This is a genomic window from Gemmatimonadota bacterium (assembly GCA_016713785.1).
Taxonomy (GTDB): domain Bacteria; phylum Gemmatimonadota; class Gemmatimonadetes; order Gemmatimonadales; family GWC2-71-9; genus JADJOM01.
Genome location: JADJOM010000001.1, coordinates 729,170 through 755,558 on the forward strand (window position 1 = coordinate 729,170; position 26,389 = coordinate 755,558).

16 protein-coding genes are annotated in these 26,389 nt (G+C 71.8%); 9 read left to right on the forward strand and 7 right to left on the reverse strand.

The features are described 5' to 3' along the window. Positions 1-86 precede the first annotated feature (86 nt). The 3 genes from IPJ95_03215 to sprA form a co-directional block, all read right to left on the reverse strand. Entirely contained in the window at positions 87-764 is a 678-nt protein-coding gene (locus tag IPJ95_03215; GenBank protein MBK7922626.1) for a helix-hairpin-helix domain-containing protein, read from the reverse strand. 88 nt (positions 765-852) lie between these two features. After that, entirely contained in the window at positions 853-1,767 is a 915-nt protein-coding gene (locus tag IPJ95_03220; protein ID MBK7922627.1) for a M28 family peptidase, read from the reverse strand. A gap of 109 nt (positions 1,768-1,876) precedes the next feature. Further along, entirely contained in the window at positions 1,877-7,918 is a 6,042-nt protein-coding gene (gene sprA, locus IPJ95_03225; protein ID MBK7922628.1) for a cell surface protein SprA, read from the reverse strand. A gap of 119 nt (positions 7,919-8,037) precedes the next feature. On the opposite strand from sprA, the gene IPJ95_03230 reads away from it, so the two are divergent. The 6 genes from IPJ95_03230 to nadC all read left to right on the forward strand — a co-directional run bounded on the left by IPJ95_03230 (position 8,038) and on the right by nadC (position 14,845). After that, positions 8,038-9,576: an LptF/LptG family permease gene (locus IPJ95_03230; GenBank protein ID MBK7922629.1), complete on the forward strand. Its 1,539-nt coding sequence runs from the start codon at positions 8,038-8,040 to the stop codon at positions 9,574-9,576. Further along, complete coding sequence (locus IPJ95_03235) at positions 9,577-10,653, forward strand: LptF/LptG family permease (GenBank protein MBK7922630.1); 1,077 nt, start codon at positions 9,577-9,579, stop codon at positions 10,651-10,653. Positions 10,654-10,735: 82 nt separating this feature from the next. Continuing rightward, the gene (locus IPJ95_03240; protein ID MBK7922631.1) at positions 10,736-12,334 is read left to right on the forward strand and encodes an FAD-dependent oxidoreductase; all 1,599 of its coding nucleotides are present in this window, start codon (positions 10,736-10,738) and stop codon (positions 12,332-12,334) included. Further along, a complete protein-coding gene (nadA, locus tag IPJ95_03245) occupies positions 12,331-13,350 on the forward strand; it encodes a quinolinate synthase NadA (protein MBK7922632.1) in 1,020 nt (339 codons plus the stop codon). Before IPJ95_03240 ends, nadA begins: the two co-directional genes overlap by 4 nt. 20 nt (positions 13,351-13,370) lie before the next feature. Beyond that, positions 13,371-13,973, forward strand: coding sequence for a DUF2911 domain-containing protein (locus IPJ95_03250; protein MBK7922633.1), 603 nt, complete (start codon positions 13,371-13,373; stop codon positions 13,971-13,973). Further along, positions 13,973-14,845 carry a carboxylating nicotinate-nucleotide diphosphorylase gene (gene nadC, locus IPJ95_03255; protein MBK7922634.1) on the forward strand — a complete coding sequence of 291 codons (873 nt, stop codon included), beginning with the start codon at positions 13,973-13,975 and terminating at the stop codon, positions 14,843-14,845. Before IPJ95_03250 ends, nadC begins: the two co-directional genes overlap by 1 nt. A 116-nt stretch (positions 14,846-14,961) precedes the next feature. Here nadC and IPJ95_03260 read toward each other — a convergent pair whose 3' ends face one another. Then, a complete protein-coding gene (locus tag IPJ95_03260) occupies positions 14,962-16,323 on the reverse strand; it encodes an amino acid permease (protein MBK7922635.1) in 1,362 nt (453 codons plus the stop codon). A 223-nt stretch (positions 16,324-16,546) separates the two neighbouring features. On the opposite strand from IPJ95_03260, the gene IPJ95_03265 reads away from it, so the two are divergent. The 3 genes from IPJ95_03265 (at position 16,547) to IPJ95_03275 (ending at position 21,916) form a co-directional block, all read left to right on the forward strand. Continuing rightward, complete coding sequence (locus tag IPJ95_03265) at positions 16,547-18,445, forward strand: protoheme IX farnesyltransferase (GenBank protein ID MBK7922636.1); 1,899 nt, start codon at positions 16,547-16,549, stop codon at positions 18,443-18,445. 104 nt (positions 18,446-18,549) lie between these two features. After that, a complete protein-coding gene (locus IPJ95_03270) occupies positions 18,550-20,349 on the forward strand; it encodes an ATP-binding cassette domain-containing protein (protein ID MBK7922637.1) in 1,800 nt (599 codons plus the stop codon). Between the two features lie 169 nt (positions 20,350-20,518). Next, complete coding sequence (locus tag IPJ95_03275) at positions 20,519-21,916, forward strand: aryl-sulfate sulfotransferase (protein ID MBK7922638.1); 1,398 nt, start codon at positions 20,519-20,521, stop codon at positions 21,914-21,916. Between the two features lie 352 nt (positions 21,917-22,268). Here the strand turns inward: IPJ95_03275 and IPJ95_03280 are convergent, their stop codons facing one another. From IPJ95_03280 to IPJ95_03290, 3 genes are all read right to left on the reverse strand, one after another. Beyond that, complete coding sequence (locus IPJ95_03280) at positions 22,269-23,609, reverse strand: hypothetical protein (protein ID MBK7922639.1); 1,341 nt, start codon at positions 23,607-23,609, stop codon at positions 22,269-22,271. Between the two features lie 77 nt (positions 23,610-23,686). Continuing rightward, positions 23,687-25,147 (reverse strand): GWxTD domain-containing protein, encoded by a 1,461-nt coding sequence (locus tag IPJ95_03285; protein ID MBK7922640.1) that lies wholly within the window; start codon positions 25,145-25,147, stop codon positions 23,687-23,689. Positions 25,148-25,221: 74 nt separating this feature from the next. Beyond that, complete coding sequence (locus tag IPJ95_03290) at positions 25,222-26,343, reverse strand: PorV/PorQ family protein (protein MBK7922641.1); 1,122 nt, start codon at positions 26,341-26,343, stop codon at positions 25,222-25,224. Positions 26,344-26,389: the final 46 nt, after the last annotated feature.

Genomic DNA, 26,389 nt, shown 5'->3' on the forward strand with positions numbered 1-26,389 from the left:
ACGGTTTACGCCGATTGATCTAAGCTAGGTTGTCGGGGTGAGGTGTCAAGGAGGGTTGGACGGCTCGGCGGCTCGATGGTCCCGCCCTACCGCCCCCCCACCCGCAACCGCGCCCGCACCCGCGCCACCGTGGCCGGCCCCACCCCCGGCACCCGGACCAGGCTGTCCACGGCCGGGAAGGGCCCATGCCGGTCCCGGAAGGCCACGATCTGACCCGCCATGTAGGGCCCGACGAAGGGCAGCCCCTCCAGCTCCGCCACGGTGGCGGCGTTCAGGTCGAGGACCACGGCCTGGCCCGGTGCGGGGGCCGGGGGCGCTGGCGGCGCGCCGACCGGCACCGCCGTCCGGTCCCCACCCCCGACCGGCGCCACGCGCCCGGCGGCCGAGAAGGCCGCGTGCGGGGCGATCGCCGCGAGGAGGCCCGGGCCCACCCCAGAGACCCGATCGAGCCCCTCGAGGCCGCCGAAGGGCCCCCGTCGCTCCCGATCGGCGACGATGGCCCGGGCCAGGCCGGGCCCGACCCGGGGGAGCCGGGCGATCTCCGCCGCCGCCGCCCGGTCCAGGTCGATGCGATCGCCCGCGGCCAGGGGCCGGGCATGAGCCAGGCTCGAGTCCCGGTGGGCCCGGGGGGCTCCCGGGGGACCGCCGCCCTGGAGCAGCAGTTGGCCGGGGGGCACCCCGGGCCGGCCCAGCGCCACCCGGACCCCCTGCCCGAGCAGCGCCAGGCCGAGCAGGAGGAGGACGGCCCGCCGCTCGGGAGACATGGCCTACAGTGCACCACGCGCCGCGGTCCCGGAGGACCGCGGCGACGCGGGGCACGGCGGAAAAACGGGGCGCGGCGGGGGAGCGCCGCTAGTGCCGGCGGATCAGCGCCATGGCCACATCCCCCACCACCTGCAGGCTCTGCGGGCTCACCTTGTCGAGCGAATCCGCGGGGGTGTGCCAGTAGCTGTTGTCGGGGCCGTAGGAGAAGTCCACCACGTCGATGGCCCGGATGCCGGCCTTCTGCAGCTCCACGTGGTCGTCGATCAGCGTGGGACCCTGCCCCGGCGCGTTCACGAACACGGCGCCGTGGCCGACCTCCTTGGCCACCGTCCACACCAGGTCCACCACCTCCGGCGCCCCGAGCACCGACTGGCCCTCGGGCAGCAGCCGGAGGTCCCGGTCGGCCACCAGGTCGAGCAGCACGGCGTACAGCGGCTTGGGGCCCGGCGGCTGGTGCGCGGCGTAGTACCGCGACCCGATCAGCACGTCGTTCGGCTCGGCGTGGAAGTCCGCATAGTCCTCCCCGTCCACGAACAGCAGGTCCACCCCGACCGTGGGCGGCTGCTGCTGGAGCGCGTCGGCCATGCCGAGGAGCACCGCCACGCCGGAGGCGCCGTCGTTGGCGCCGGGGACCGGCGTCCGCGGACCGGTGTAGTTCGGGTTGTCGGACATCGGCCGGGTATCCCAATGCGCCAGGAACAGCACCCGCTCCCGCGCCGCCGGATTGAAGCGGGCCACGAAGTTCACCATCGGCAGGGTGTCGCCCTTCCCGGAGGCGTGGCTCCAGGCCTGCACCACCAGGGTGTCGGCCCGGGTGCGGAGCAGCGAGTCGAGCCACGCGGCGGTGGCGGCGTGGGCGGGCGTGCCGGGAATCCGGTAGCCGAACCCGACCTGGCGCGCGAGGTAGGTGAAGGCCACCTCGCCATTGAACTCGCGGGTGGGCGGCGCGGCGTCGCGGCAGGCGGCGGCCAGGAACAGGACGGGCAGGAAGAGGCGGCGCATGGTCGAGGAAGAAAGAGGGGGGACGGGGAAGGGGGAAGGGGGAAGGGGGAAGGGGGAAGGGGAGACGGGACGCGGAACCTACCACCGAACCACCGAACCGCCGAACCGCCTAGCGATAGTCCCCCGCATACAGCGACAGCTGGAACGTCGCGGCGACCGCCATCTGCGAGAACTTGCGGTCGAGGTGCCGGGCCTCGTTGAGCGAGTAGCTGAACTGGAGCCCGCCGGTCATGATGCGGCCCAGGTCGGTGTCGAAGGTGGCGCGGAACTCCTGCCGCCGGGTGTCGGAGACCGTCCGGCATGCCAGCTGTCCGCTCAGCTGCAGGCAGGAGAGACTCTTGGAGAGGATGCCGGTCAGCTGGGACCGGATGACGCGCCGGGTGCGGCTCAGCGCGCCGGGCAGGGCGAAGGCGTGGCTGAACCCGGCGGTGATGTCGTCCTGGTCCACCCGGGTGCGGTTGCCGCTGGCGAGGTTGCGCTGGGCCACGCTGGCCCAGGTGACCGAGAGGACCATGCCGTTGGTCAGGGTCAGCTGGGCGTCCGGGGTCACGGTGCGGCTGCGCTGCCGGCTCAGGTAGGGGAGTGCGCCGGGGTTGGGCACCGTGGTGGACCCGCGCACCTGGCGGAAGGTGGCGCCGACGCCGACGAGCGCCACCGGGAAGCCGTGGATGGCGCGGGTGAGCCGGAAGGTGCCCTTGGGCCACTCCCGCTGGAACGTCTCGGAGGTGAGGTACCCCTCGGTGGTGCGCTGGAAGCGGTTGGTGCGCGAGCGGGCGTACCCGAGCTGGAAGCTCATGCCGAAGGGCAGCTCGGCGCCGGACTGGAACGTGGTGGTGCGGACTTCGGAGGCGCCGAGGGCGGACTCGCCCTGGGCGCGGAGGAACCGGTCCAGGCCCCCAAGCGCCAGCTGAAAGCCCAGGTCCGGGTCGAAGGCGGCGAGGTCGAAGGTGCCGGTACGGGTGAGCCGGTCGCTGATGTCGAAGGGCCGCAGGCGTCGGGTGGCCCGGGCAACGGCGGAGGAGTCGCCGACGAGACGGCCGAGGAGCCGCCCGTACTCCACCGCGGCGCCGTACTCCCGCTGGCGGGTCTTGTTGAGCGTCTGCGGCAGGATGAAGGCGCCGGCGGTGTCACCATCCTCGCGGATCGGATTGCGGCTGGTGAGGCTCCGGCTCAGCACGAAGCTGCTGGCGGTCTGGTACCGGGGCCTGAGCCAGCTGGTCAGCCGCGGCGCCAGGAGCACCGAGGTGCCGAGCTGGCGGTCCCGTTCCACGCCGACGTCCATCCCGAAGAAGTCGCGCCGCGCCTGCCCGGCCACCCGGCCCAGGCTGGTGCTGTCGCTGTAGCGGCGCAGGTCGCGGGTGCTGGTCAGGTCGCCGGAGAGGGTGAGCATGCCGAGCGGCTGCCAGGTGAGGCCCGCGGAGTTGCGCCAGGTGTGGGTGAGCGAGACGGCGGGGCGCACCAGGCTGTCGAGGCCGCGGCGGACGGGCACGTCGTAGGCCAGCAGGTCGCCCTGGTTGCGCAGCAGGCCGGAGCCCAGCCGGATGCTGCCGGGGGCGAAGTTCACCCTGGGGCGCGCCAGCGCCGCGGCGCCGTCGGTGTGGCGCAGGAAGCCGGGGAGGCGCCGGACGAGGCCCTCCAGGTTGAGCGTGGGCCCGCGCCGCCCCGACTGGAGCAGGTACGCCGCCTGCAGGTTGCGGGTGCTGTTGCTGGCCTGGGAAAGCTCGGTGGTGCTGCGGGCGTCGGCGAAGCTGCCCGTGACGCTGAGCGGGTCCACCAGCCCGCGCACCAGCCAGTGGCGGCCCCGCTGGGTGCGCCGCACCGCAAAGCTGTAGCTGAGCGACCAGCTCTCGGGCGTGCGCAGCCGGGCCAGGTCCTTGCCCTGGATGTCGGTGCCGGTGAGCAGTTCGGGCGCCACGGAGGAGCGGGCGTAGTTCACCTGGATCGGCAGCACGATGCCGAGGCTGGTCGGGAGGAAGCGCTCCACCCGGAGCCCGGTGGCCAGCTGCAGCGTCCCGGTGGTGCGGTACGAGGGATCCTGCCCGATCTGCTGGAAGAAGCCGTCCTGCCGCACGTAGCCGATGCTGAGGTCGCCCACGTCGGAGGCCACCAGCCGCGCGTCGAGGGCCAGCGCCGACCCGACCCGGGCGATCGGCTCCGTCAGGCGGAGGTCGTCCACCCACACCTCGGCGCTGTCGGTCGGGTCGTTCCCGGCGCGCCGGTAGATGCCGGCGGCGATCTCCTGCACCTCGGCCAGGTTGGGCGGATTGACCGCCGGGTCCTCGATATGGGCCAGGTACGGGCCGTCGCACAGCACGTAGGCCACCGAGACGGTGTCGCCGCCGCAGGCGACGCGGGCCGCGCTGTCGGCCGGGAGTCCCTGCAGCCGGCGGGACTCGATCTGCGCCCGCAGCTCGCGCCACTTGTCCAGGCGCACCCGGAGCTCGGGCTCCCAGGTGGCGGTCGCCGCGTTGGCCGAGAACTGGTAGAAGTTGCGGCTGTCGCTGCCGGCGCGGATGAACACCTCGAAGTCGCGGGTGTCCCAGCCCGACCCCCGGCCCCGCGCCCAGGCCCGGAGCTCCCGGTAGCGCAGCAGGTTCTGCGGCCCGCTCGGAAAGCGGAAGTAGGCCTCGGCGCGCTGGCCGGGGAGGATCTCCCGCGCGAGCACCCGCAGGGAGCGCTCGTTCACCTGGCTGCCGAACTCCCCCTTGCCGCCGCCCTTCTTGTCGAGCCCGCCGCGGACGCCGGGGGGCGAGCTGTAGCCCAGCTCGATGTTCTCGGTGGAGACGGTGGAGGAGACCACCTCGCCATTGCCCGGGGCGTCGGTGGCGCCGGCGAGGCTCTGCACCGGCTTCTCCGAGCGACGCACCCAGGGCGAGCCGAGGAAGCGCATGCGCCCCAGCGCCCAGAAGGTCCGGACGTCGGGACCACCTTGGTCGGGCGCGGCCACGGCGGTGATGCGCAGGTGCTTGATGAGACGGATGTTCGGGGCGCCGAGTCGGTACTCCTCGGTGCGGAGCGGCAGCCGGTACAGCTCCCACTGGCCGGAGTCGGCCGCGATCGCGCCGGTGCGCACGAAGTAGGGGCTGCCCTGCAGGTCGACCACCCAGCGCAGGACGTTCTCCCCGGAGCCGGTGGCATCGAGCTGGTTGTCGTTGTCGAGGTCCTCGGCGTCGAGCGCGCCATTGCCATTGCTGCAGCGGGCGCCGAGGTCGCCCCAGCGGTACACGGTCACCACGTTGGCCAGCTCCTGGCGGCACAGCGCGACGTCCGGGGTGAGCACGCCGTCCACCGCCAGCTGGTCCGGCCGGTCGCCGAGGATGCCGATGTCGTCCTGCGCGGCGTTGAAGACGCCGGTCGACTGCCGCTCGGTGTCGAGGCGGCCCAGCCCCACGAACTGCCGGCCGGTGAACACCGAGTCACCGGACTGGACCGCGAGGCTCTCCGGCGCCATCGCGACGGCGTCCTCGCTCACGGTGCCCAGGTCCACCACCAGCTGCAGGCCCGCGGAGTCGACCGAGCGGTCCCCCGCCCGGAACACCCAGAACTCGAGGAACTCGTTCTTGGACAGGTCGGTGCCGGTGGAGCTCAGGCTGGTGACCATCGAGCGCCAGCGCGGCGCGTTGAGCCGGGCGGGGAGGTTCCAGCGGGCGCGGTTCGTCAGGCGGCCGGCGGAGGTGTCCGGCTGCAGGGTCATGAACAGGACCGTCTCGAGCTGGTCCTGCTGGCCCACCACCTGGATCCGCGGGTCGATGTCGCGGGCCCGCAGCTGGACCACCTGCCCGCTGGAGGGATCCTGGACCAGGTTCTGCCAGGTCATCTGCGCCGCGTCCGTGGTGTCGAAGGCCGTCTTCCCCAGCACCACCTCCGCGCCGTCGGCGAACTGCGGCCGGCTGCCGAACTCCCACAGCGTCTCGCGCAGCGAGAGCTGCACCCCCGGGTCGCCCTCGAACTCCTCGAGGTAGGCCTGGCCGGAGCGGTTGGGGTCGGGACGGGTGAAGGCGAGCTCGGCGTTGAGGTCGAGCCGCGAGGGGGCGGTGGCCGGCGCGGAGGTGAGGCGGTCGAGGAAGCGGGTCACCGCGTCGGGCCGGAACCGGAGGTCGGTGCTGATGCCCCCGACCATGTGGGCCTGTGCCTCGAAGCCCAGCTGGGGCCGGTTGAAGGCGCTCTGCTCCACCTGGTAGAGGCCCAGCAGGTTGACGCCGCCGGTCTCGCCGAGGCTGTAGCGGGTGGAGAGGCCGTAGATCTGGGTGGGCGCCACGGCGAAGACCCCGCGCTCCTCGAAGCGGGCCTGGATGGTGGCGCCGCCGCCGCCGAAGAGGGCCTGGGGGTCGGTGAAGGTGACCTGGCCCAGGTCGTAGTTGATGCTGTAGTCGGTGCCCTTGTCGAGCTTGCGGCCGTTGAGGTACAGGGTCTCGCTGCCGTCACGGACCGAGAGGGCCCCCAGGTCGAGGGTGGAGCGGTCCCCGCTGGAGCTGGCGTTGTACCGCAGCCGGAAGACGAACTTGGCCGGCGGCCCCTCGCTGTAGAGCAGGTAGCCCGGCGTCTGGTACAGGGAATCGTTGCGCTCGGTCGGCAGCAGGCGCGTGGCGTCGGCGAAGGGCTGCGCCGACGGCAGGACGATGTACGACTCCTTGATCGTGAACGCCGCGCTGGGGTCCCGGCTGCGGGGAAAGAGCCGGTCCTGCAGGTTGAAGGCGGTGGGATCGTTGGGCGTGGCCAGGCCGAGCTCCGCCAGGTACGTCGCCGCGGCGCCCGGGCGCAGCGGCCGCTCCGACCGGTTGATGCTCAGGGTGACCTTGAGGGACGCCGGGTCGAGGTCGGCGCCGGCCACCCGGTAGACCTGCCGCATCTCGTGCCGGAAGGTGGGGCGGGTGGCGTCCACCCGCGGCTGCACGATCAGGCGCAGCGTATCGCGGGGCGGCTGCCCGGGGGGCACCGGCGTGTCGGCGGCCGGGAAGGTGCCGACCGGCCCCGCCCCGCTGGGATAGCTGACGGCCAGGTAGTCGTTCTGGTCCAGCCGGCTCGCCAGGGCAAACCAGAGGCCCGTCGGGTCCACGTAGTAGTCGAGGTCGCGCTGCAGCAGCTGCCACTGGGCGGTGACCTTCTGGGCGGTGTCGGCCCCGAGGGCCACGGCGTTGATGCCGCCGAGGTTGGGGTTCACCCCGCTGCGCGAGGGGGGGCGGTAGCGGTACACCCGTACGTCCCCCGTGACCGTCGCCGCCGGCGGCAGGCCGGTGGTGGCCAGCTGCAGGATGTCGAGCTGCGGGTAGCCCGGCAGCTGCGCGGGGTCCACCACCCAGAAGAAGCGGCTGCCCTCGAAGTCGAGGTCGCGGGCCTCGCGGTCCTGCGGCTGCACCACGGTGCTGCCCACGCTGTAGGTGCGCTCCGCCATCACGCTGCCCTTCTGCGTGGCGGCGATGCCCTGGAAGGTGAAGGCGCCCACGTCGAAGGTGGCGTTGACGCCGAAGTTGTTGGCGGGGATCGCGGCGGTCAGGAAGCGCGAGGCCGGCGGCCGGAAGACCACCGTCCCGACCTCCACGCGGCGCACGATCTCGTCCTCCAGCCCCTGGTAGTAGAGCTGCAGGTTGTTGCGCGCGGTGAAGTCGCGCTCCGTGTCGTAGTCCACGTCGACGTGCAGCCGCTGGCCGATCAGGCCGCCGGTGCGCAGCGCCAGGAAGGTGTCGAGCCGGGGGGCCTTCCAGCTGCCGCGGCAGCCGGAGTTGAGGTCGAGGTACTGGGCCGGCGTGCAGCGCAGGTTCTTGAGCCGCTCGCTGCGCACCTCGAGGCGGGCGTTGCCCTCGATGTTGAGGTCGGCGTAGCGGCGGTCGAGCCCGAGCGCCCCGCGCCGGGCCGGGGTAGTATCCTGCCCCGGGACCGCCCGGCGGCCGTACAGCTGGCGCAGGCGCCAGGCGGTGACCCGGGCCGCCGAGAGCGAGTCCCGGTCGGCGGCCACCGCGCTGTCCCAGGCCGCCCGCGCGGCGGCCGGGCGGCGGGGCCCCGCGTCCCACGGGGAGCGCAGCACCGGCGGCGCGCGCAGCGCGAGCCCCGGCGCGGACCGGAAGCGGAGCCAGGCGGTGAAGGTCGTGTCCCCCTGGGCCGCCAGACCTACCGGGACGGCCAGGAGGAGCGCCACGCAGGCGAGCAGACGCACGTGCGGGAGAGGGGCTCGGGCGGAACGGGAAGCAAGAGGCTTGTAGCCGCGGGACACCGGGAATATACTGGCCGGAGAGAGTGGGTACAACTCGTTACCAATCGGAGACTTCGCCGCTCGTGCGCCTGCTCGATCGCTACCTGGTCCGCCAGTTCGTGCCGCCCCTGGCCTTCGCCTTCCTGGCGATGACCAGCATCATGCTGCTCAACCAGATCGCCCGGCGGTTCGGGGCGCTGGTGGGCAAGGGGCTGCCCTGGTCGGTGATCGGCGAGGTCTTCCTGCTCTGCCTGCCGTTCATCATCGCCATGACGCTGCCGATGGCGGTGCTCGTGGCCATGCTCTACACCTTCAGCCACCTGGCCGCCGACAGCGAGATCACCGCCATGCGGGCCAGCGGGCTCAGCGTGGGCCAGCTGGTCCGCCCGATGATCCTGACGGGGGTGCTGATCACCGCGGTGAACTTCTGGTTCACCGACCAGGTGCTCCCCGAGAGCAACGCCCGGCTGCGCAACCTGCTCATCAACATCCAGCGGAAGAAGCCGACCCTCGAGCTGCGGGAGCAGGTGATCAACGAGATCCCCCCCTCCGGGCTCTTCCTGCGGGCCAGCCGGATCGACGCCACCTCGGGCCGGCTCCGCTCGGTGACCATCTACGACATGGCGGGCACCGACAGCCGGCGGGTGATCTACGCCGACAGCGGCGTGATGGGCTTCACCGAGGTGGGCACCGACCTGCAGCTCAAGCTGTACGACGGCTCGGTGCACGCCTTCCGGCAGAGCGACGCGGCGCTGATGCAGGTGACCGACTTCCTCACCAACACCATCCGGGTGCGCGACGTCTCCAACCGGCTCGACCTCGAGGCCAATGACGGGGTGCGCGGCGACCGCGAGATGACCAGCTGCGAGATGATGAAGGTGGTGCAGGGCGCCGACTACGAGGTGCGCCTGGCCCAGGCCCGCCGGCGGGCCACCGCGGAGCGGGATCTCCGCGCCCTGCTGGTGCTGCCGGCGGTGGCGGTCCCGATGCGGGTGGCCCGCCCCGCCCTGCCGGCCTACTGCCGGGCATTCGCCGCCCTCGACCGAAGGCTGGGGACGGACAGCGCCGACCTGGCCACACACCCCGAGGCGTTCGAGGACCCCGTCACGGAGAGCTACGGCGATACCCCCGACGTGGTGCCGCTGCAGGCCCTCACCCCGCCGCGCCCCCGCGTCCCGGGGCTCCGGGAACCGTCCTCGCTCACCTCGTGGGCGGAGGTCTCCGCCGCCCGGGACGAGATCAAGACCTCCGGCGGCCGGGCCAACCAGTACCGGGTGGAGGTCCACAAGAAGTGGGCGATCAGCGTGGCCTGCCTGGTGTTCGCGCTGGTGGGCATCCCGATGGCGCTGCGCTTTCCCCGCGGCGGCATGGGCCTGGTGATCGGCGGGGGGCTGTTCGTCTTCGCCATCTACTACGTGGGGCTGATCGCGGGCGAGGGGCTGGGCAACAAGGCCATCGTCGCCCCCTGGCTGGCGATGTGGGCGCCCAACCTGATCTTCGCGGCGCTGGCGGTGGTGGGCATCGTGCGGGTGAGCAAGGAGTCGGGCTCCACCCGCGGCGGCGACCTGGCCGAGCTGTGGGACACCCTCAGCAGCCGGTTCCGCCGGCGGAAGGCGGCCTGAGTGCGCCTGCTCGACCGCTACGTGCTGCGCTCCTGGGTGGTGATCTTCGTGCTCACGGCCATCGGCTTCCCGGTGGTGTCCATCATGATCAACATGACGGACAACCTGGAGCGGCTGCTCGACCGCGGGCTCAAGTTCCCCGAGATCCTGGTGAGCTACGTCTACGCCCTGCCGGAGAACATCTTCCTGGTGATGCCGGCAGCGGTGCTGTTCGCCACGGTGTTCACCATCGGCAACCTGGGGCGGCACTCGGAGCTCACCGCCGCCAAGGCGGGCGGCTGGAGCTTCCACCGGCTGGCCTTCCCGATCTACCTGGCCGCCTGCGGCGCGGCGGTGCTCGCCTTCGTGGTGGGGGAGCTGGCGCCGGAGTCCACCAGCCGGCAGCTGGAGCTGCAGAAGGCCAAGCTCGCCAAGCCGCGCACCGCCCGGTACAACTTCGTGTTCCGCGCCGACCAGGGCTGGGTCTACACCATCCGCTCCCTCGACGTGCAGAACCGGATGCTGCGGCAGCTGGTGTTCGAGCGGCAGGGGAACGGGTCCGACTACCCCGACCTCGCCGTCACCGCCGACAGCGCCACCTACGACGACACGCTGCATGCCTGGCACCTGTGGCACGGGACCAGCCGGCGCATCCTGGAGAACGGCACCCAGGTGGCGTTCCGGTACGAGTCGGCGCGGCTGCGCGCGCTGTCGCAGGAGCCGGTGGACCTCCTGGCCGAGCCCAAGGCGCCGGAGGAGATGCGCTACAAGGAGCTCACCCGCTATATCGACGCGCTCAAGCGGTCGGGCAACGACACCAGCAAGATCGAGGTGGACCGGGCGCTCAAGATCGCGCTGCCGGCCACCTGCCTGGTGATCGCGCTGTTCGGCGCGCCGCTCGCCATCACCTCGCCGCGGCAGGGCACCGCCATCGGCATCGCCATCAGCCTGGGCACCACGGTGGTGTTCCTCTCGTTCATCCAGCTCTCCAAGGCGGTGGGGGTCTCCGGCGTGGTGAACCCGGTGGCCGCCGCGTGGGCGCCGAACCTGTTCTTCCTGGGCGCGGCGCTGTGGCTGCTGCGCCGGGTGCGCACCTAGCCCCGCCGCCGCGCGGGCGGCGGTCCGCCGCCACCACCCGTGCGCCGTACCGCCCCACCGCCTTCCGGTCCATATTTCGCCCATGGCTTCCCCCCGCCCCATCATCGTCGGCACCGGCATCGCCGGGCTGTGGACCGCCTGGCGGCTCGCCAACGAGGGGCAGGCCTCGGTGCTGGTCACCAAGGGCGTGCTCGCCGACAGCGCCAGCGCCTGGGCGCAGGGGGGCGTGGCGGTGGCGCTCGGCCCGGGCGACAGCCCGAGCCAGCACGCCGCCGACACCCTCGCCGCCGGCGACGGCCTCTCCGACCCCGAGGCCGTCCGCATCCTCACCAAGGAAGGCCCCGACCGGATCCGCGAGCTGCTCGAGGCCGGCGCCATCTTCGATCGCGGCCCCGACGGCTCGCTCCGCTTCGGGCTGGAGGCGGCGCACACCCAGCCGCGCATCATCCACGCCGGCGGCGACCGCACCGGTGCCGCCATCGTGGCGTTCCTCACCCAGATCCTGCGCCGCCACCCGCTGGTCGAGATCCTGCGCTACACCGAGGTCGCGGCGCTGGGCCACGACGGATCCCGGCTCACCGGCGTGATCGCGCTCCGCAACGGGCAGCCGGTCGAGCTGCTGGCCCGGGACGTGGTGCTGGCCACCGGGGGCGTGGGCCAGCTGTACGGGGTCACCACCAACCCGCTGGTGGCCAGCGGCGACGGGTGGGCGCTGGCGTGGCGGGTGGGCGCCGAGCTCCGGGACATCGAGTTCCTGCAGTTCCACCCCACGGCGCTCAAGCTGCCGGGGGTGAACCCGGCGCCGCTCATCACCGAGGCGGTGCGTGGAGCCGGCGGGATCCTGGTGGACCGGGACGGCCGCCGCTTCGCCTTCGACGCCGACCCCCGCGGCGAGCTGGCCCCGCGCGACGTCGTGGCGCGCGCGGTGGCGGCCGCCGACGCCACCGGGGGCGCCTGGCTCGACGCCCGGGAGATCCGCGACTTCCCCGTCCGCTTCCCGGGCGTGACCCAGATCCTCGCCACCCACGGGCTCGATCCCGCCCGCGACCTGATCCCGGTGGCCCCGGCGCTGCACTACGCCATGGGCGGCATCCGGACCGACTTCGACGGCCGCAGCACCCGCGAGGGGTTGTGGGCGGTCGGCGAGGTCGCGTGCACCGGCGTGCACGGCGCCAACCGGCTGGCCTCCAATTCGCTGCTCGAAGGCATGGTCTTTGCCGACCGCGTGGCCCGCGCGCTGGTGGCGCGTCGCGGGCCCGGCGACTGGGGCGAGTGGGCCCCGGCGCACCCGGTGCCCGCCCTCCGGGCCGAGGCGTTCGCCGCGCGGTGGCGGCCGGCGGCGCACCGCGCCGCCAAGGTGCCGGCCTTCCCGCCGGCCGCCCCCCGCGCCCGCGACGCCGACGAGTCGGCCGCCCCCGTGCGGGACGAGATCCGCGCCATCATGACCACCGACGTGGGCATGGTGCGCACCGAGTCGGGCCTGCGCCGGGCCCGGCGCGCGCTCACCGCCCTCACCGCGCGGCTCCCCGCCGATGCCTGGCGCACCCACAACATGCTGCTGGTGGCGCGGCTGATCACCCACGCGGCGCTGCGCCGGCGGGAGAGTCGCGGCGGCCACCGCCGCCTCGACTATCCCCCGGCGGCCCGGCCCGCCACGCCTCCGAGCCGGAGTCCCGCATGAGCCTGGCCCTGCCCGTCATCGAGCCCACCCGCCTCGCCGCCGCCGAGATCCGCGCGCTGCAGGCGGAGATCCGGGCCCTCGCCGCGCAACGCCGTGCCGTGGTCCTGGCCCACAACTACCAGCGGGCCGAGGTCCAGGACGTGGCCGACTACGTGGGCGACTCCCTCGGCCTCTCCCGCACCGCCGCGGCCACCGATGCCGAGGTGATCGTGTTCTGCGGGGTGCACTTCATGGCGGAGACCGCGGCCATCCTGGCGCCGGCCAAGCGGGTGCTGCTCCCCGACCTGCGCGCCGGCTGCTCGCTGGCCGACACCATCACCGCCGCCGACCTCCGTGCCTGGAAGGCCCGCTTCCCGGGCTACATCGCGGTGGGCTACGTGAACACCACCGCGGAGGCCAAGGCGGAGCTCGACTACTGCTGCACCAGCGGCAACGTGCTCGAGGTGATCGACGCCATTCCCGAGGACCGGGGCATCCTCTTCTGCCCCGACTTCTTCCTCGGCGCCCACGTGCGGCGGATGCGGCCCCACCGGCGGGTCGAGGTGTGGCTCGGCGAGTGCCACGTGCACAAGGACATCAACCCCCACACCCTCGACCGCATGCGGCAGGAGCACCCGAAGGCGGAGGTGCTGGTGCACCCGGAGTGCGGCTGCGCGGGGCAGCTGATCTACGCCATGGGCCAGGGCGACATCCCGCCCGACGGCGTCCACATCGCCTCGACGGAGCGGATGATCCAGCTGGTGAAGGAACGGCAGGTGGACGAGTTCATCATCGCCACCGAGACGGGGATCATGCACCGCATGGAACGGCTGGCGCCCGGGAAGCACTTCTACGCCGCGGACCGCGCGGCGGTCTGCGCCTTCATGAAGACCATCACGCTCGAGGCCACCCGGGACGCGCTCGCGCTCGACCGGCACCACGTGACCGTGCCCGCCGACATCGCCGGCCGGGCGCGGCTCGCGCTCGACCGCATGGTGGCCCTCGGGCCGGGCATCGCGACGCAGCCGGGCGACTAGGCCGCGGCCCTGGAGCGAGAATGCGCCACCGCACCTGGATCGTCTCCGCCATCATCCTGGGCCTGGTGGGCACCTGTGCCGCCACCGGGGTGTCGCTGGTGCCCGCCAGCCTCATGCTGGGCCCCTGCCTGCGGGACTGGACCAGCCCGTCCTCCTACGGCGCGCGCGGCAGCCCCCTCGCCACCGTCGACGCGCCCCTCGGCGACGGCGCGCTCCGGCTCTGCTACGGCCGCCCGTCCATGCGCGGCCGCGCCATCTACGGCGCGCTGGTGCCCTGGGACTCGCTGTGGCGGATGGGGGCGAACGAGCCCACCCGGCTCTACCTCAGCCGGCCAGCCACCGTGGCGGGGATCCCGCTCGAGGCGGGCCGCTACGCCCTCTACCTGCGGCCCGGGCGGGGGCAGTGGATGCTGTTCGTGAACCGGTCGGTGCGGCACTGGGGAAACGACCTGTCGCTCGGGGTCCGGGCGCACGAGGTCGGGTCGGCCCCGGTCCCGGTGCTGGCGCTGCCGGAACCGGTGGAGACGCTCACCGTCCGGCGGGTGGCGGCCGATAGTGGCAGGATGAACCTGGCCTTCGACTGGGAACGCACCCGGGTGGTGCTGCGAGTGAGTCCACGATGATGATCGAACGCGACCTGCGCTCCCTGATCGGCGCCGACGCGCGGCGGGTGGCCCAGGAGGCCCTGGCCGAGGATGGCGACCGCGACATCACCACCGAGGTGACCGTCGAAGCCAGCCAGGTGGGCACGGGGGTGCTCGAATTCCGCAGCGGCGGCACCGTGGCCGGGATGCCCTATGCCGATGCCGTGGCCACGGCGTGCGGCCTGCCGCCCGTCACCTGGTACCACGCCTCGGGCGCGACCGTCCCGGCCGGCACCACGCTCGGGCTGCTGCGCGGCGACCTCGCGCGCATCCTGCGCGCGGAGCGGCCGCTGCTCAACCTGCTGCAACGCGCCGTGGGCATTGCCAACCTGACCCGGCGCTACGTCGACGCGGTGGCCGGCACCGGCGCCCGGATCCTCCACACCCGCAAGACCGCGCCCGGCCTGCGCCTCCTCGACGTGACGGCGGTGGTGGCCGGCGGCGGGCACGTGCACCGGCTGGGCCTCGCCACCACGGTCATGGTGAAGGACAACCACTGGCAGGCGCTCACGCGCAGCGGGCGCACCCTGCGCGAGGCGCTGGAACAGGCGCGCGCCGGCGGCATCATCGAGTGTTTCGTGGAAGTCGAGACGGGGGGCCAGCTGGAACAGGCCTGCGCCGCCGGCGCCACCCGCCTGCTGGTGGACAACCAGGACCCGGCCACCGTGCGCGCCTGGACGGTGCGCGCCCGCACCCTTGCGCCCGGCATCGAACTCGAGGCCACCGGCGGCATCACCCTCGAGAACATCCGGGCCTTCGCGGAGACCGGCGTCGACTACATCTCCATCGGCGCGCTGACCCATAGCGTGCAGGCGGCGGACCTGGCCCTGGAGGTTGCCGAGGCGGGGTGAGGACTTGGCGGGAAGCGGGAAGCGGGATCCCGAAGCTACCGCAACTCCCGCGGGTCCGCCGAGCCGCCCGGCCGCCCGGCCGCCGTACCGCCCTACCGCCGTACCGCCGTACCGCCTTACCGCCTTACCGCCCACCGCTTCCAGCCGTAGTACACCGGCACGCCCGAGAGAATCACCACGACGTCGACCACGAACGCCTTCGGTTCCGACACCAGGTAGTTGCCGAGCAGGAAGAGCGACCCCGCCAGGAAGAGCAGCGGCACCACCGGATAGCCCGCCGTGCGGTACGGCCGCGGCAGGTCCGGCCGGGTACGCCGCAGCACGAAGACCGCCGCCACCGCCAGGGCATAGAATGGCCAGATGCCGATGACGAACTGGTCCGCCAGTTCGGTGAAGGTCTTGATCAGCACGAAGATCACGCCGAGGACCGCGGCCAGGAGGATCGCGGCGGTGGGGGCGCCGGTGCGCTCGTCCACCCGGGCGATCGCCTTGGGGAAGAGTCCGTCCTCCGCCATCGCGAAGAAGATCCGCGGCGCCGTCATCATGGAACCGTTGAGGGTACCGAAGGTGCTCACCGCTACCGCGGCCGAGATGGCCACGATGCCGGCCGGCCCGATCAGCAGGCTGGCCACGTCGGCGGCGACCAGCTCCGCCTGCTGCATCGCCGTGATCGGGATGAGGTAGAGGTACACCAGGTTGGCGCCGAGGTAGAGCACCACCACGATCGACGTGCCGATGACCAGCGCCCGCGGCAGGGTGCGCTGCGGGTCCTTCACCTCGCCACCCACGAACGCCAGGTCGGCCCAGCCATCGTAGGCCCAGAGGATCGAGACCATCGCCAGCAGGAAGGGCGAGGCGGCCACCGCCGCCCGCTGGTCCAGCATCGGGCCGGCGCCCAGCCCATCGCCCAGCAGGAAGCCGAGGACGATGAGCGCGGCGAGCGCGCCCACCTTGAAGGCCGTACTCAGGTTCTGGATCACCGCGCCGCGCTTGATGCCGAAGTAGTTGACCGCGGCCACCAGGATGATGAAGCCGGCGCCGAGGGCCTGGTCCCCCCGCACCGGCAGGCCCAGCACCGGGGCGGCGGGGTCGAGTCCCACGGTGCGCAGCGAATAGGCCGAGGCGGTGATCCCGATGGCGCCGTAGGCGCCGGGGCGGATGATGAGCAGCTCGGCCCAGCCGAACAGGAAGGCGGTCAGCGGCCCGAACGCCTCGCGCAGGAAGACGTACATCCCCCCGCTGCGCGGGAAGGCGGCCGCCAGCTCCGCGTAGGTGAGCGCGCCGCACACCGCCACCACGCCGCCCACCACCCAGGCCAGCAGGAAGAGCGGGACGTCGTCGATCCGCTGGGCCACCGAGGCCGGGGTGCGGAAGATGCCGCTGCCGATGGTGGAGCCCACCAGCACCGCCACGGCGCTCCACAGGCCGAGGCGGCGGGACAACCGTTCGCCCCAGGGATCGCGGGGGGATTCTGTCATGACAGACCGAGGGTCGGGAGGGGAGTGCCCTGCGCTGGAATCGACTGGCTAAAGCATGAACTTGCCTTGAGTTGCCGCGCTTGACAACCCGTGTCCCAAGCCCGTTCTTTCCCCCCCGCAGCCGGGGGGACCGGCGGCACCCGGCAGCACCGAAATCTCCGGAGTCACAGGCATGAATGAGCAGGCCGCTGGCGGCGCCCAAGGGTACCGCCGTGTAGCCCTGATGGCGGCCGGCCTCGCGGTCGGACTGATCACGCTGGGCGGGATCACCCGCATCGCCGGGGCCGGGATGGGGTGCGGGCCGGACTGGCCGCTCTGCAACGGCCGGCTGTTCCCGAACCTCGCCGACCCGCTCGAGCTGATCGAGTGGAGCCACCGCTGGGTGGCGGCGATGCTCTCCGCCATGGTGGTGTGCCTCGCCGCGCTGAGCTGGAAGCGGCACCGCACCGACGCCTTCCTCCGCGGCCCCGCGTACGCCTCCCTCCTCGTGCTCGCGCTGCAGGTGATCCTCGGCGCCGTCACGGTCAAGTACTTCAACGCCGCCCCGACGGTGGTCATCCACCTGACCAACGCGATGGTGCTCCTGGCCATCCTGGTGGTGGCGGTGCTCCGCGGCGGGGAACGGCTCCGTGGCGAACCGGTGGTGCCCGGGCGCCCACTGACCGGGGCCGCCATCGGCACCGGCTTCGCGTTCGTGGTGCTCACCTTCGGGGCCTTCGTCGCCAACTACGACGCCGGGCACTACTGCCTCGGGTTCCCGCTCTGCGGCGGCGGCTACACCCCGCCCGCGGAGGCGCTGGGCCGGGTGCACTACGTGCACCGGGTGCTCGCCTTCCTGTTCGTGGGGCACGCGCTCGGCATGGCCTTCGGCGCCGGGAAGCTGCGGGGTGAGGGCGCGGCTCCCTACCGCCGCGCCGCCTGGTGGCTCGCGGGCCTGGCCGTCCTGCAGGTGACCGTCGGGGCGGCCATGATGCTCCAGATGATGCCCACCTGGCTGCGCGCCGGACACCTGCTGGTGGGCTCGCTGGTGTGGGTGGCGTCGGTGGTGCTGGTGTTCCGCTCCCGGCGGGTGCTCGACACCCGGGGCGCGGTCCAGCGCGACCCGGCCAACGACCCGGGCGGCATCATCGGGGCCGCCTCGGTGGCCATGGACGCGCCCGCGCCCGCACCCGCGCCGGTGGCGGTGTGGAAGGACCTGGTGACGCTCACCAAGCCGCGGATCATCTCGCTGCTGCTGCTGACGACCATCGCCCCGATGTTCATCACGGGGCGCGGCATGCCGTCGCTGGCCCTGGTGCTCTGGGTGCTGCTCGGCGGCTACCTGATGGCGGGTGGGGCCAACACCGTCAACATGTGGTTCGACCGGGACATCGACAACCTCATGTCGCGCACCCGGCTGCGGCCCATTCCGTCGGGGCGGATCCCGGCCTGGGCGGCGCTCGCCTTCGGGCTGGGCCAGGGCGCGGTGGCGTTCTGGATCTTCTGGCGCCAGGTCAATCCGCTCTCCGCCTGGCTCGCCTTCGGCGGCTACCTCTTCTACGTGGTGATCTACACCGCCTGGCTCAAGCGGCTCACCACCCAGAACATCGTGATCGGCGGCGCGGCCGGCGCCTTCCCGCCCCTGGTGGGGTGGACGGCCATGACCGGGTCGCTCGACCTGCCCGCCATCTACCTCTTTGCCATCATCTTCTTCTGGACCCCGCCCCACTTCTGGGCGCTGGCCCTGATCAAGCGGCAGGAGTACGCCAAGGCGGGCGTACCCATGATGCCGGTGGTCTCGGGCGAGCACTGGACCAAGGTCCAGATGCTGGCCTACACGCTGATGCTGATCCCGCTCACCGTGATGCCCACGGTGTTCGGGGCGCTGGGCCTGTTCTACGCGGCGGCCGCGCTGGCGCTGGGCGGCAGGCTGCTGTGGCTCAGCATCCGGGTGCTGCGGGAGCAGGGCGTCTCCCCGACGACGTGGAAGATGTACAAGTTCTCCCTGCTCTACCTGGCCCTGCTGTTCGTGGCCATGGGCGTGGACCGCGCCCTGCCCTTCGGGCACCGGTTCGAGCGTGGGGACGTGCTGATCCTTGACCGCCCTGAGGACGGCTGGCCCACCCCCCGCTGGACGCCCTGACCCCGGTCTCCGCGCCAGGCATCGCCAAGGGGGGAGCGGGGTCGCGGCGACCCGGCTTCCCCCTTCCCCGTTTCGCCCCTCCCGTTTCCCGGTAGTTTTCGGCCATGACGACGCCCACCGCCCCGCCCCGCCGCCGGCTGCGTTCACCCACGGCCCTCAAGCGGCTGCTGCCGCTCATCCGGCCGCACCGCGCCGCGCTGGGCCTGGCGGTGTTCTGCCTGGTCACCAGCACGGCGGCGAGCCTGGCGTTCCCGCGGCTCACCGGGTGGCTCCTCGACGCCGCCTTCCTGCAGGGCGGCCGCGACCAGCTGGACCGGAAGGCGCTGCAGCTGATGGCGGTGGTGCTGGCCCAGGCGGCGCTCAACTACGGGCAGGCGTACCTGCTGGCGGCCACCGGCGAGCGGGCCATCGCCGGCCTGCGCACCGCGCTCTACAACCGGCTGCTCGAGTTCCCGGTGGGCTTCTTCGCCGAGCGCCGCACCGGCGAGCTGGTGAGCCGGCTGACCACCGACATCGGCCTGCTGCAGGGCACGGTGAGCCACCAGGTGGCGGAGTTCAGCCGCCAGCTGCTCACGCTGATCGGCGGCGTCACGATGCTCATCATCGTGCAGCCGCGGCTCACCCTCACCGCCCTGGCGGCGGTGCCCATCGCGGTGGGAGCCATCATCTTCTTCGGGCGGCGGCTGCGGCGGATGAGCACCGGGGTGCAGGACCGCGTGGCCGACGCCACGGCGGTGGCGGAGGAGGCGCTGGGCCAGATCCGCACCGTCCAGAGCTTCGTGCAGGAGGATCACGAGCGCCGCCGCTACGCCGCCCGCATCGACGAGGCGGTGACCGCGGCCCTGATCCGGGCCAAGGTCCGGGGGGTATTCTTCGGGGTGATCACCCTGGCCACCTTCACCGCCATCGTCGTGGTGCTGTGGCAGGGTGGCCGCCTGGTCCTTGACGGCAAGCTCACCCCCGGCACCCTGTTCACGTTCATGATCTACACCATCATGATCGCCGGGGCGGTCGCCTCGCTGGTGTCCTTCTTCAGCAACTACCAGGAATCGATCGGGGCGGCCGAACGGGTGTTCGAGCTGCTGGAGCAGCCCAGCGCGATCGCGGACCCCGTGGGCGCGGCGCCGCTCGCCCAGCCGGCGGCCGGCCGGGTGGCACTCGAGGGGGTGGGATTCCAGTACCGCCCCGGGGCCGACGAGCGCTGGGCGCTGCGGGGGGTGTCGCTCTCCGTGGCCCCCGGTGAAGTGGTCGCCTTGGTAGGCCCCTCTGGCGCCGGGAAGACCACCCTGGTGTCGCTGCTGCCGCGCTTCTGGGATGTCACCGAGGGCCGGGTGACGCTCGACGGCCGGGACGTGCGGGAGATTCCCCTTGCCGACCTGCGCCAGAGCATCGGCCTGGTGCCCCAGGAGCCGGCCCTGTTCAGCGGCAGCATCCGGGAGAACATCGCGTACGCCCGGCCCGGGGCCGCCCTGGCGGAGATCGAGGCGGCGGCCCGGGCCGCTCATGCGCATGAATTCGTCGAGCGCCTGCCCCAGGGCTATGACACCCTGGTGGGGGAGCGCGGCGTGAAGCTCTCCGGCGGGCAGCGGCAGCGGATCGCCATCGCGCGGGCCATCCTGAAGGATCCCAGGGTGCTTATCCTGGACGAGGCCACCAGCAGCCTGGACACCGAGAGCGAGCGACTGATCGAGGATGCGCTGGAGCGGCTGCTGGTGGGCCGTTCCACCCTGATCATCGCCCATCGGCTGAGCACCGTGCGCCGCGCCGACCGGCTGGTGGTGCTGGAGCACGGGCGCATCGTGGAACAGGGGAACCACGCGGAGCTGCTGGCCCAGGGCGGCCTGTACGCCCGGCTGTACCAGCACCAGTTCCGGGAGGACGACCCCGAGGCAGTGCTCCGCTAGTCCGTTGTGCAACAGCGGCCCACTGGGAATGGCCGCCGGATGGACCCTTCGGCCCTGCGGACCTCCGCCCTGGCCGTGGTGGTGCTGCCTCTGGAAACCAGCCCCTCCACGTGATAGGCTTATCGGTCACTCGGGTACCCCCCTTTCGCTTCCCAGCCCAGACGGTTCCATGCGCCTGTTGTTGCCTCGCCTTGCATCGGTGGCGGCCCTGCTGGTGGCCGCCTCGCTCGGATGCGATTCCGACGATTCCACGAATCCATCACCGCCAGCCCGGTTCGTCGGGGCAAGCGTCAACCCGAACGTGAACAACCTGATCAGCGCCTCGGTGACCATCACCGCCGTCGGGTACGACAGCGCCTATGTCCGCTTCTGGCACGACAGCGCCACCCCGGGGCGCACCCCTTCCTATCCGTTCCTGGCCGACTCGGTGCTGACGCTGCCGGTGCTGGGCCTGGACACCGCGTCCGCCTATGCCTTCGAGGTGATGCTCGAGCGGAAGGGAAAGAAGGCCCGTCCGGCCGATACCCTCGGGTTTGCCAGCGGTTCACTCCCCGCCTGGGTCCCCGTCGTCGGCACCATCGGCACCGACACCCTCCCCGGATACCTGCTGCTCAGCCTGCCCAATGGTCCGGTGATCATCGACAATGCCGGGAAGGTGGTCTGGTACCGGTTCCGGCCCGGCGGGGTGCTGGGCTCGTGGACCGGGCAGCCGGATGGCTCCTACACCTGGCTGAGCGCAGCGGATTCCTCCGGGTACTACATCCACGATGTGCTGGGGGAGGAAACCGGCCGGCTGGCCTGCGTGGGCTACAAGACCAGGTTTCACGACGTCCTGGTGCAGGCCAGCGGCGACGTCTGGATCATGTGCGATGAGGAGACGGTCGAGGACCTGACCGCCTACGGGGGCATCGACACGGCCCGGGTGACCAGCACCGTCGTGCAGCACCTCGACCCGTCGGGCCAGGTGGCGTTCCAGTGGCGCTCGATCGACCACCTCTCGTTTGCCGAGAGCGATCCTTCCCTGCTCACCGGCGTGGCGGTCAACTTCACCCACGGCAACGCCATCGAGATGGACGCGGACGGACTGCCGCTGGTGTCGTTCCGCAGCCTCGACGAGATCGTGAAGATCGACACCACCACCGGGAACATCGTGTGGCGCCTCGGTGGCCTGGCCAGCGACTTCACCATCCAGGGCGACATCAAGGGCGCCTTCCAGCGCCAGCACGGGCTGCGGGTGGTGGGGCAGGATCACCTGCAGTTCCTCGACAACGGCACCCAGATCCCGAGCCGCCTGGTGCGCTACACGCTGGACACCCTGGCCATGACCGCCACGCTGGACTGGGAGTTCATCGATGCGCCCACGACCTTCGCCGCCGTGGGCGGTGCCACCCAGGTCCTCTCCAACGGCGGCGCCCTCGTGACCTTCGGCCCGGCTGGCCGGGTGATCGAGGTCGATCCCGATGGCAATCGGACCTGGGAGCTGAGCGGCATCAACGGCAGCTACGTCTTCCGGGCCCAGCGGCTGACGTCGCTGTACTTCCCCGCCAGGGGCCCCGAGCACCGCTAGGGCGCCCCCTCCGGGGTGGCAGGGCACGGGCCCGGATCGCGCTTCCGCGATCCGGGCCCGTTTCCCTTTCTTGGGCTTTTGGCCCCATCTCCGCGCTGTCCGTGACTGGCCGTTCCGGCTGCACCGCCTCTCATGGCTGGTCCGGACCACGCTGCGGCAGTTGGTCACGGCCCTCGGGGGTGCGCGGCTGGAGCTGTCCGGTTCCGCCCCGCGGGCGTGGGGAGCCGAGCGTCCCCGCACCTGGTGAACGCCCGCCCACCAGCTGCCGGCAGCACCTCCTGAAACGAGCCCGCCCCCGCCAGCGTGGCTGGCGGGGGCGGGGGTCAGGCTGGCTCCGGAAGGAGCCGTCGGGCTACGGCTGGGTGATCGTCCAGCGAATGATGGCCGGCGCTGTGCCAGCGTACAGGTTGGCAATGAGGTATGAAGTGCCGGCCGGAAGGGCACAGGTCAGATTTTCCGGGTTGGCGCCGGTGGCGCCGGCAAATCCGCAGATGAACCCGGTGACCCCACCGTCGACTGCCAGGAGGTCCACGTCGGCGCCGTTGTTCCAGGCCAGGTTGATCTGCAGCGTGGTCGGCGCGCCGAGCGTGATGGCATACACGCGGTCCTCGCCGGCAATGGCGGCGGCGAAGGGATCGCCGTTGTCGTACACGACCACCGAGGTGCCGGGGCCCGGAATCGGCAGCGCCGGGGCGGTATTGGGATCATCGGTGCCGGCCAGGCCTGCTCCGACGGTCACGTTCGACGCGGTCGGGACGCTGATGGCGGCGCCGAGCAGGAAGTCGAGGGCGATGTTGGCCAGGTCCGGCGCGCCGGTGAAGCCCGGCGGCGGGACGGTGGTGATGGAGTTGCTGTCGGGCGCCACCGCGGTGCCGAAGCCATCGTCACCACCGAAGGTCACGCCCGCGCCGGAGACGAACTTGTAGCCGGCCGGCAGGGTGATGGTGAGCGCCGCGCCCGCCGCCGGCGTGGCCGACGAGAAGGTGGCCGCCACGCTGGCGATGGTCGGGGTGGTGAAGGTCACGCCCCCGGAGGTGGCAGTGTAGCCGCCGACGTCTCCATAGGAGATCATCAGGTTCGAGACGTTGATGGCGCCGTTGGCACTCGGCCCGGACAGGAAGCTGATCTGGGTGCTGTCGGCGTTGATGCCGAGGGTCACGACGGTGGCGCCCGCGACGGTAACGGCGCTGGCCGGGGTGAACTTGAACCCCGCCCCCACGGTGGCGGTCACGGTGTCGCCGAGGTTCGGCGCCGCGTTCGACAGCGTGACGCTCGTGGCGGTGTCGGGCAGGATCCGGATGGGGATCACCAGCGACTTGCCACCAGCGTTGATGGTGAAGCTGGTGTTGCCGAACTGCGCCGTCGCGGTCACTTCATAGCGGGCGCGGGTCCAGGGCGACGGACGCTTGGCGTTGCCGTCAACATCGTAGACGATGTTGTAGGCGGTGTCCTCGACCAAGGTGACGCCGGTGGGGTTGGCGGCGATGTTGAAGTTCGTCGCCTGGCGGTTGCCCTGCTCGTCGAGCGCCTCGACGATGATGCCCTTGGTGGAATCGGGGCGCAGGAAGATGGCGCTGGGGTTCGCGACCAGTTTATCCACGCCGTTCCGGAGTGAATCGGTCGGATCGCCCTTGCAGGAGAGCGCGGCCAGCGCGGCAGCGAGCACGACCGTACCACGTGTCACACGGTTCATGACTGTCTACCTCATTCAGAAGTCGGAAACTTGAGCACCGCTCGCCTGGAACGGGTCCTGCCGTGATCCTGCGTTGGTTACTGGTCGGGGTTGAGCGTCGGGCGCCCGGCCCCTTCCCGGAACAGGTCGATCCCCAGCCAGCGGCTGATGTCCTGAAGCGCTTCGTGCCCGAGAATCTCGTCGTACCCGGGCCGCTGCGTTTCCTTGAGATCATTCGTGGCGATCAGCTTGTACCCCCCGAAGCCCGTCCGGTCGGCAAAGATGTAGTACAGCTCCTTGCCGCGCTGATACCGCCACACCTGGTACGGCGGGGCACTCCCGGTCGACGTCCGTCGGTCCAGCCGGTCGAGCGGATCCCCGTATTTCACGTACACGCGTCCGCGGTCGGTCTTCCATCCCGGGGTCCGGCTCCGGCCGCCCTCGGCAAACGTCTTGTTCGCCTGGTCGATCAGCTGGTAGAACCGTTCCCTGGCCTCGTTCCGCGGCGTCCCTGGCGTCGGGTCGCGATCGGTCCAGAATTTCACCATGAAGCGGCGCTTGGCGTCGAGGGTCAGGTCCTTGGTGTAGACCTTCAGTGAGTCGCGGCTCGTCAGGTACTCGAGCGGCGCCTCGGCCTCGTCGATCTGCGCGTCATTCATGACACTGAAGTAGCCTTCGTCGGTTTCCCGGAGCGCGGCGAGGCGGGCCTCCTCGCGCTGCATGGTCTCCTCGAAGTCCGCCATCACCAGCTCGTCGGTGCGCTCTTCGTGGGTGCCGCCCACGTCGATCGTGACGACGAACCGGTACCGCCCTGCCGGCAGGCCGGCGAGGTCCAGCTGTCCCTTGAGCACCGCGCCGCCGCTGTTGATCGTCACGCGGGCGGGACGGGTGGTCACGAGGCTCTTGCCGGTCGAATCCTCCAGGCGGACCTGCATCGTCCCGGAGTCCGGGGCCGGGGCGTACGCCTCGACCAGGTAGAACGCCTTCGATCGGACTGGCGTGAGCTTGAGGCGGACGACGGGCGTCAGGAGCGTGTTGCCCCGTCGCAGTTCCCCGAGCTTCGGCATCGTGTCGTCCCCGGTGGCCAGCCGCATGCTCGGCGAGAGCATGAGGTCGGAGGCCCGGGGGGCGCTGCTCCATCCTTCCACCGTGGCGCTGCTGCTGAAGTGCCGGCCGGAGACCGAGTCGGTCACCGTGACGCTGATGGTGTACCGCCCGGCGGGTACCGCGAAGTCCAGGATCTCGAGCTTCGAGGCCCCCGCCTGCCGGAGCCCGGCCGCGGCCCGGCCTGGCCACGCCGCCTGCTCCAGTTGCACCCCCGCCTGGTCGGTGACCGTGACGTCGACCCCGTACTTGAGGTCACCGCCGCCGGTGCCCGTTGTCGATTCGAGCAGGGTGTACGGCACTTCCACGAACGCCTGGACCAGGGTCTGCCTGCTCTCGGCCCGGTAGAACCGGAGTGCCCGGACTTCGACCGCCGGTCCGCCCTGGGCCTGGAGACCCGCCGGCGCGGCGGCCAGCAGGCTCAGGAGCGTCGCCACGCCATTGCAACGTCGCATTCGATTCCTTGTTCCGTGGAGCGGGCCTCGCGGCCCGCTCCAGCGGGCGGGAACCTGTCCCGCCCTGACTGCCGTTACCAGCCGAGCCCGAAGCTGACGAAGTGGGTCGGGCCGAGGATGCCCATGTACTTGAACGCGTAGTCGACGGTGAGGTTGAAGTTCCCCATGCCGTAGCCGATGCCGCCGCCCGCCGCGAGGCCCTGCAGGTTCTCTTCGTCGTTCAGCGCGGTGACGAGGGTGGTCGGGCTCTGGTTGTTGGCCGCCGAGTAGCTGTAGCTGCCCCGCAGCGCGGCAGAGAAGTTCGACCCGCCGAGGTTGCGGCTGCTCCACTCCGCGCCGGCCGAGAAGCCGGCCTTGCTGTTGTTCGGCTGGTTGAAGTCGCTCAGGAACGTCAGCCGGTTGCTGCTGCCGGTCAGGAGGTCGTACGCCAGGCCGACCCGGAAAGTGGTCGGGAGCGGGAAGGCCTTGGTCCGGAACCGGGTGGGCTGCGGAATGCCCGGCACGTCGTCCTCGCCCGGCAGCGGGTCGCGCGGAGTGCCGCTGTTCAGGGCGTTCCCGCTGTACGAGATGTTGGTGCCGAGGTTGGCCAGCACGAACGAGAACTTCACCGGGTGCCCGTTGAGCGCCGCGTGGAAGTTGGTGCCGAAGTCCACGGCGAACGCCTTGCCGCTGGCGTCACCGAGGTTGTCGCTGATGAACTTCGCCGTGAGGCCCGCGGAGAAGCGGTCCGAGAAGTTCTGGGCAAAGGTGGCACCCAGGAAGGTCTCGCTCACGTCGTAGGTGGCGCCATTGCCCTCGGGGTCCTCGACCGTGTACACCGGCTGGTCCTTGAACCCGAAGGTGCCCAGCTGGAAGCCGACCGTCTTGGAGCCGCCGTCGAAGGGGAAGGCAACGCCGCCCCAGCTGTAGCGGGTGTCCGCGATGTAGTCGTAGGTGCCAACCACCATCCCGGGGCGGGTCATGAGCGCCGCGCCGGCCGGGTTGTAATACAGTGCGCTCGCGTCGTTCGCGACCGCCGCGTAGGCACCGCCGAGGGCGGTGCCGCGGGCGCCGGCCCCGAGGAGCATGAACTCCGCGGCCGTGCTGCCGTAGGCCGTGTTGTCCTGCTTGGTCCCGGCCTGGGCCGCGAGGCCCGAGGCCGTTCCGCCCAGCAGGGCCGCCAGCAGCACCAGGCGCGGGGAAAGGGTGTGCTTCATCTGATCCAATCTCCTGGCTGTGGAGCGGGCCCGCGTGGGCCCGCCC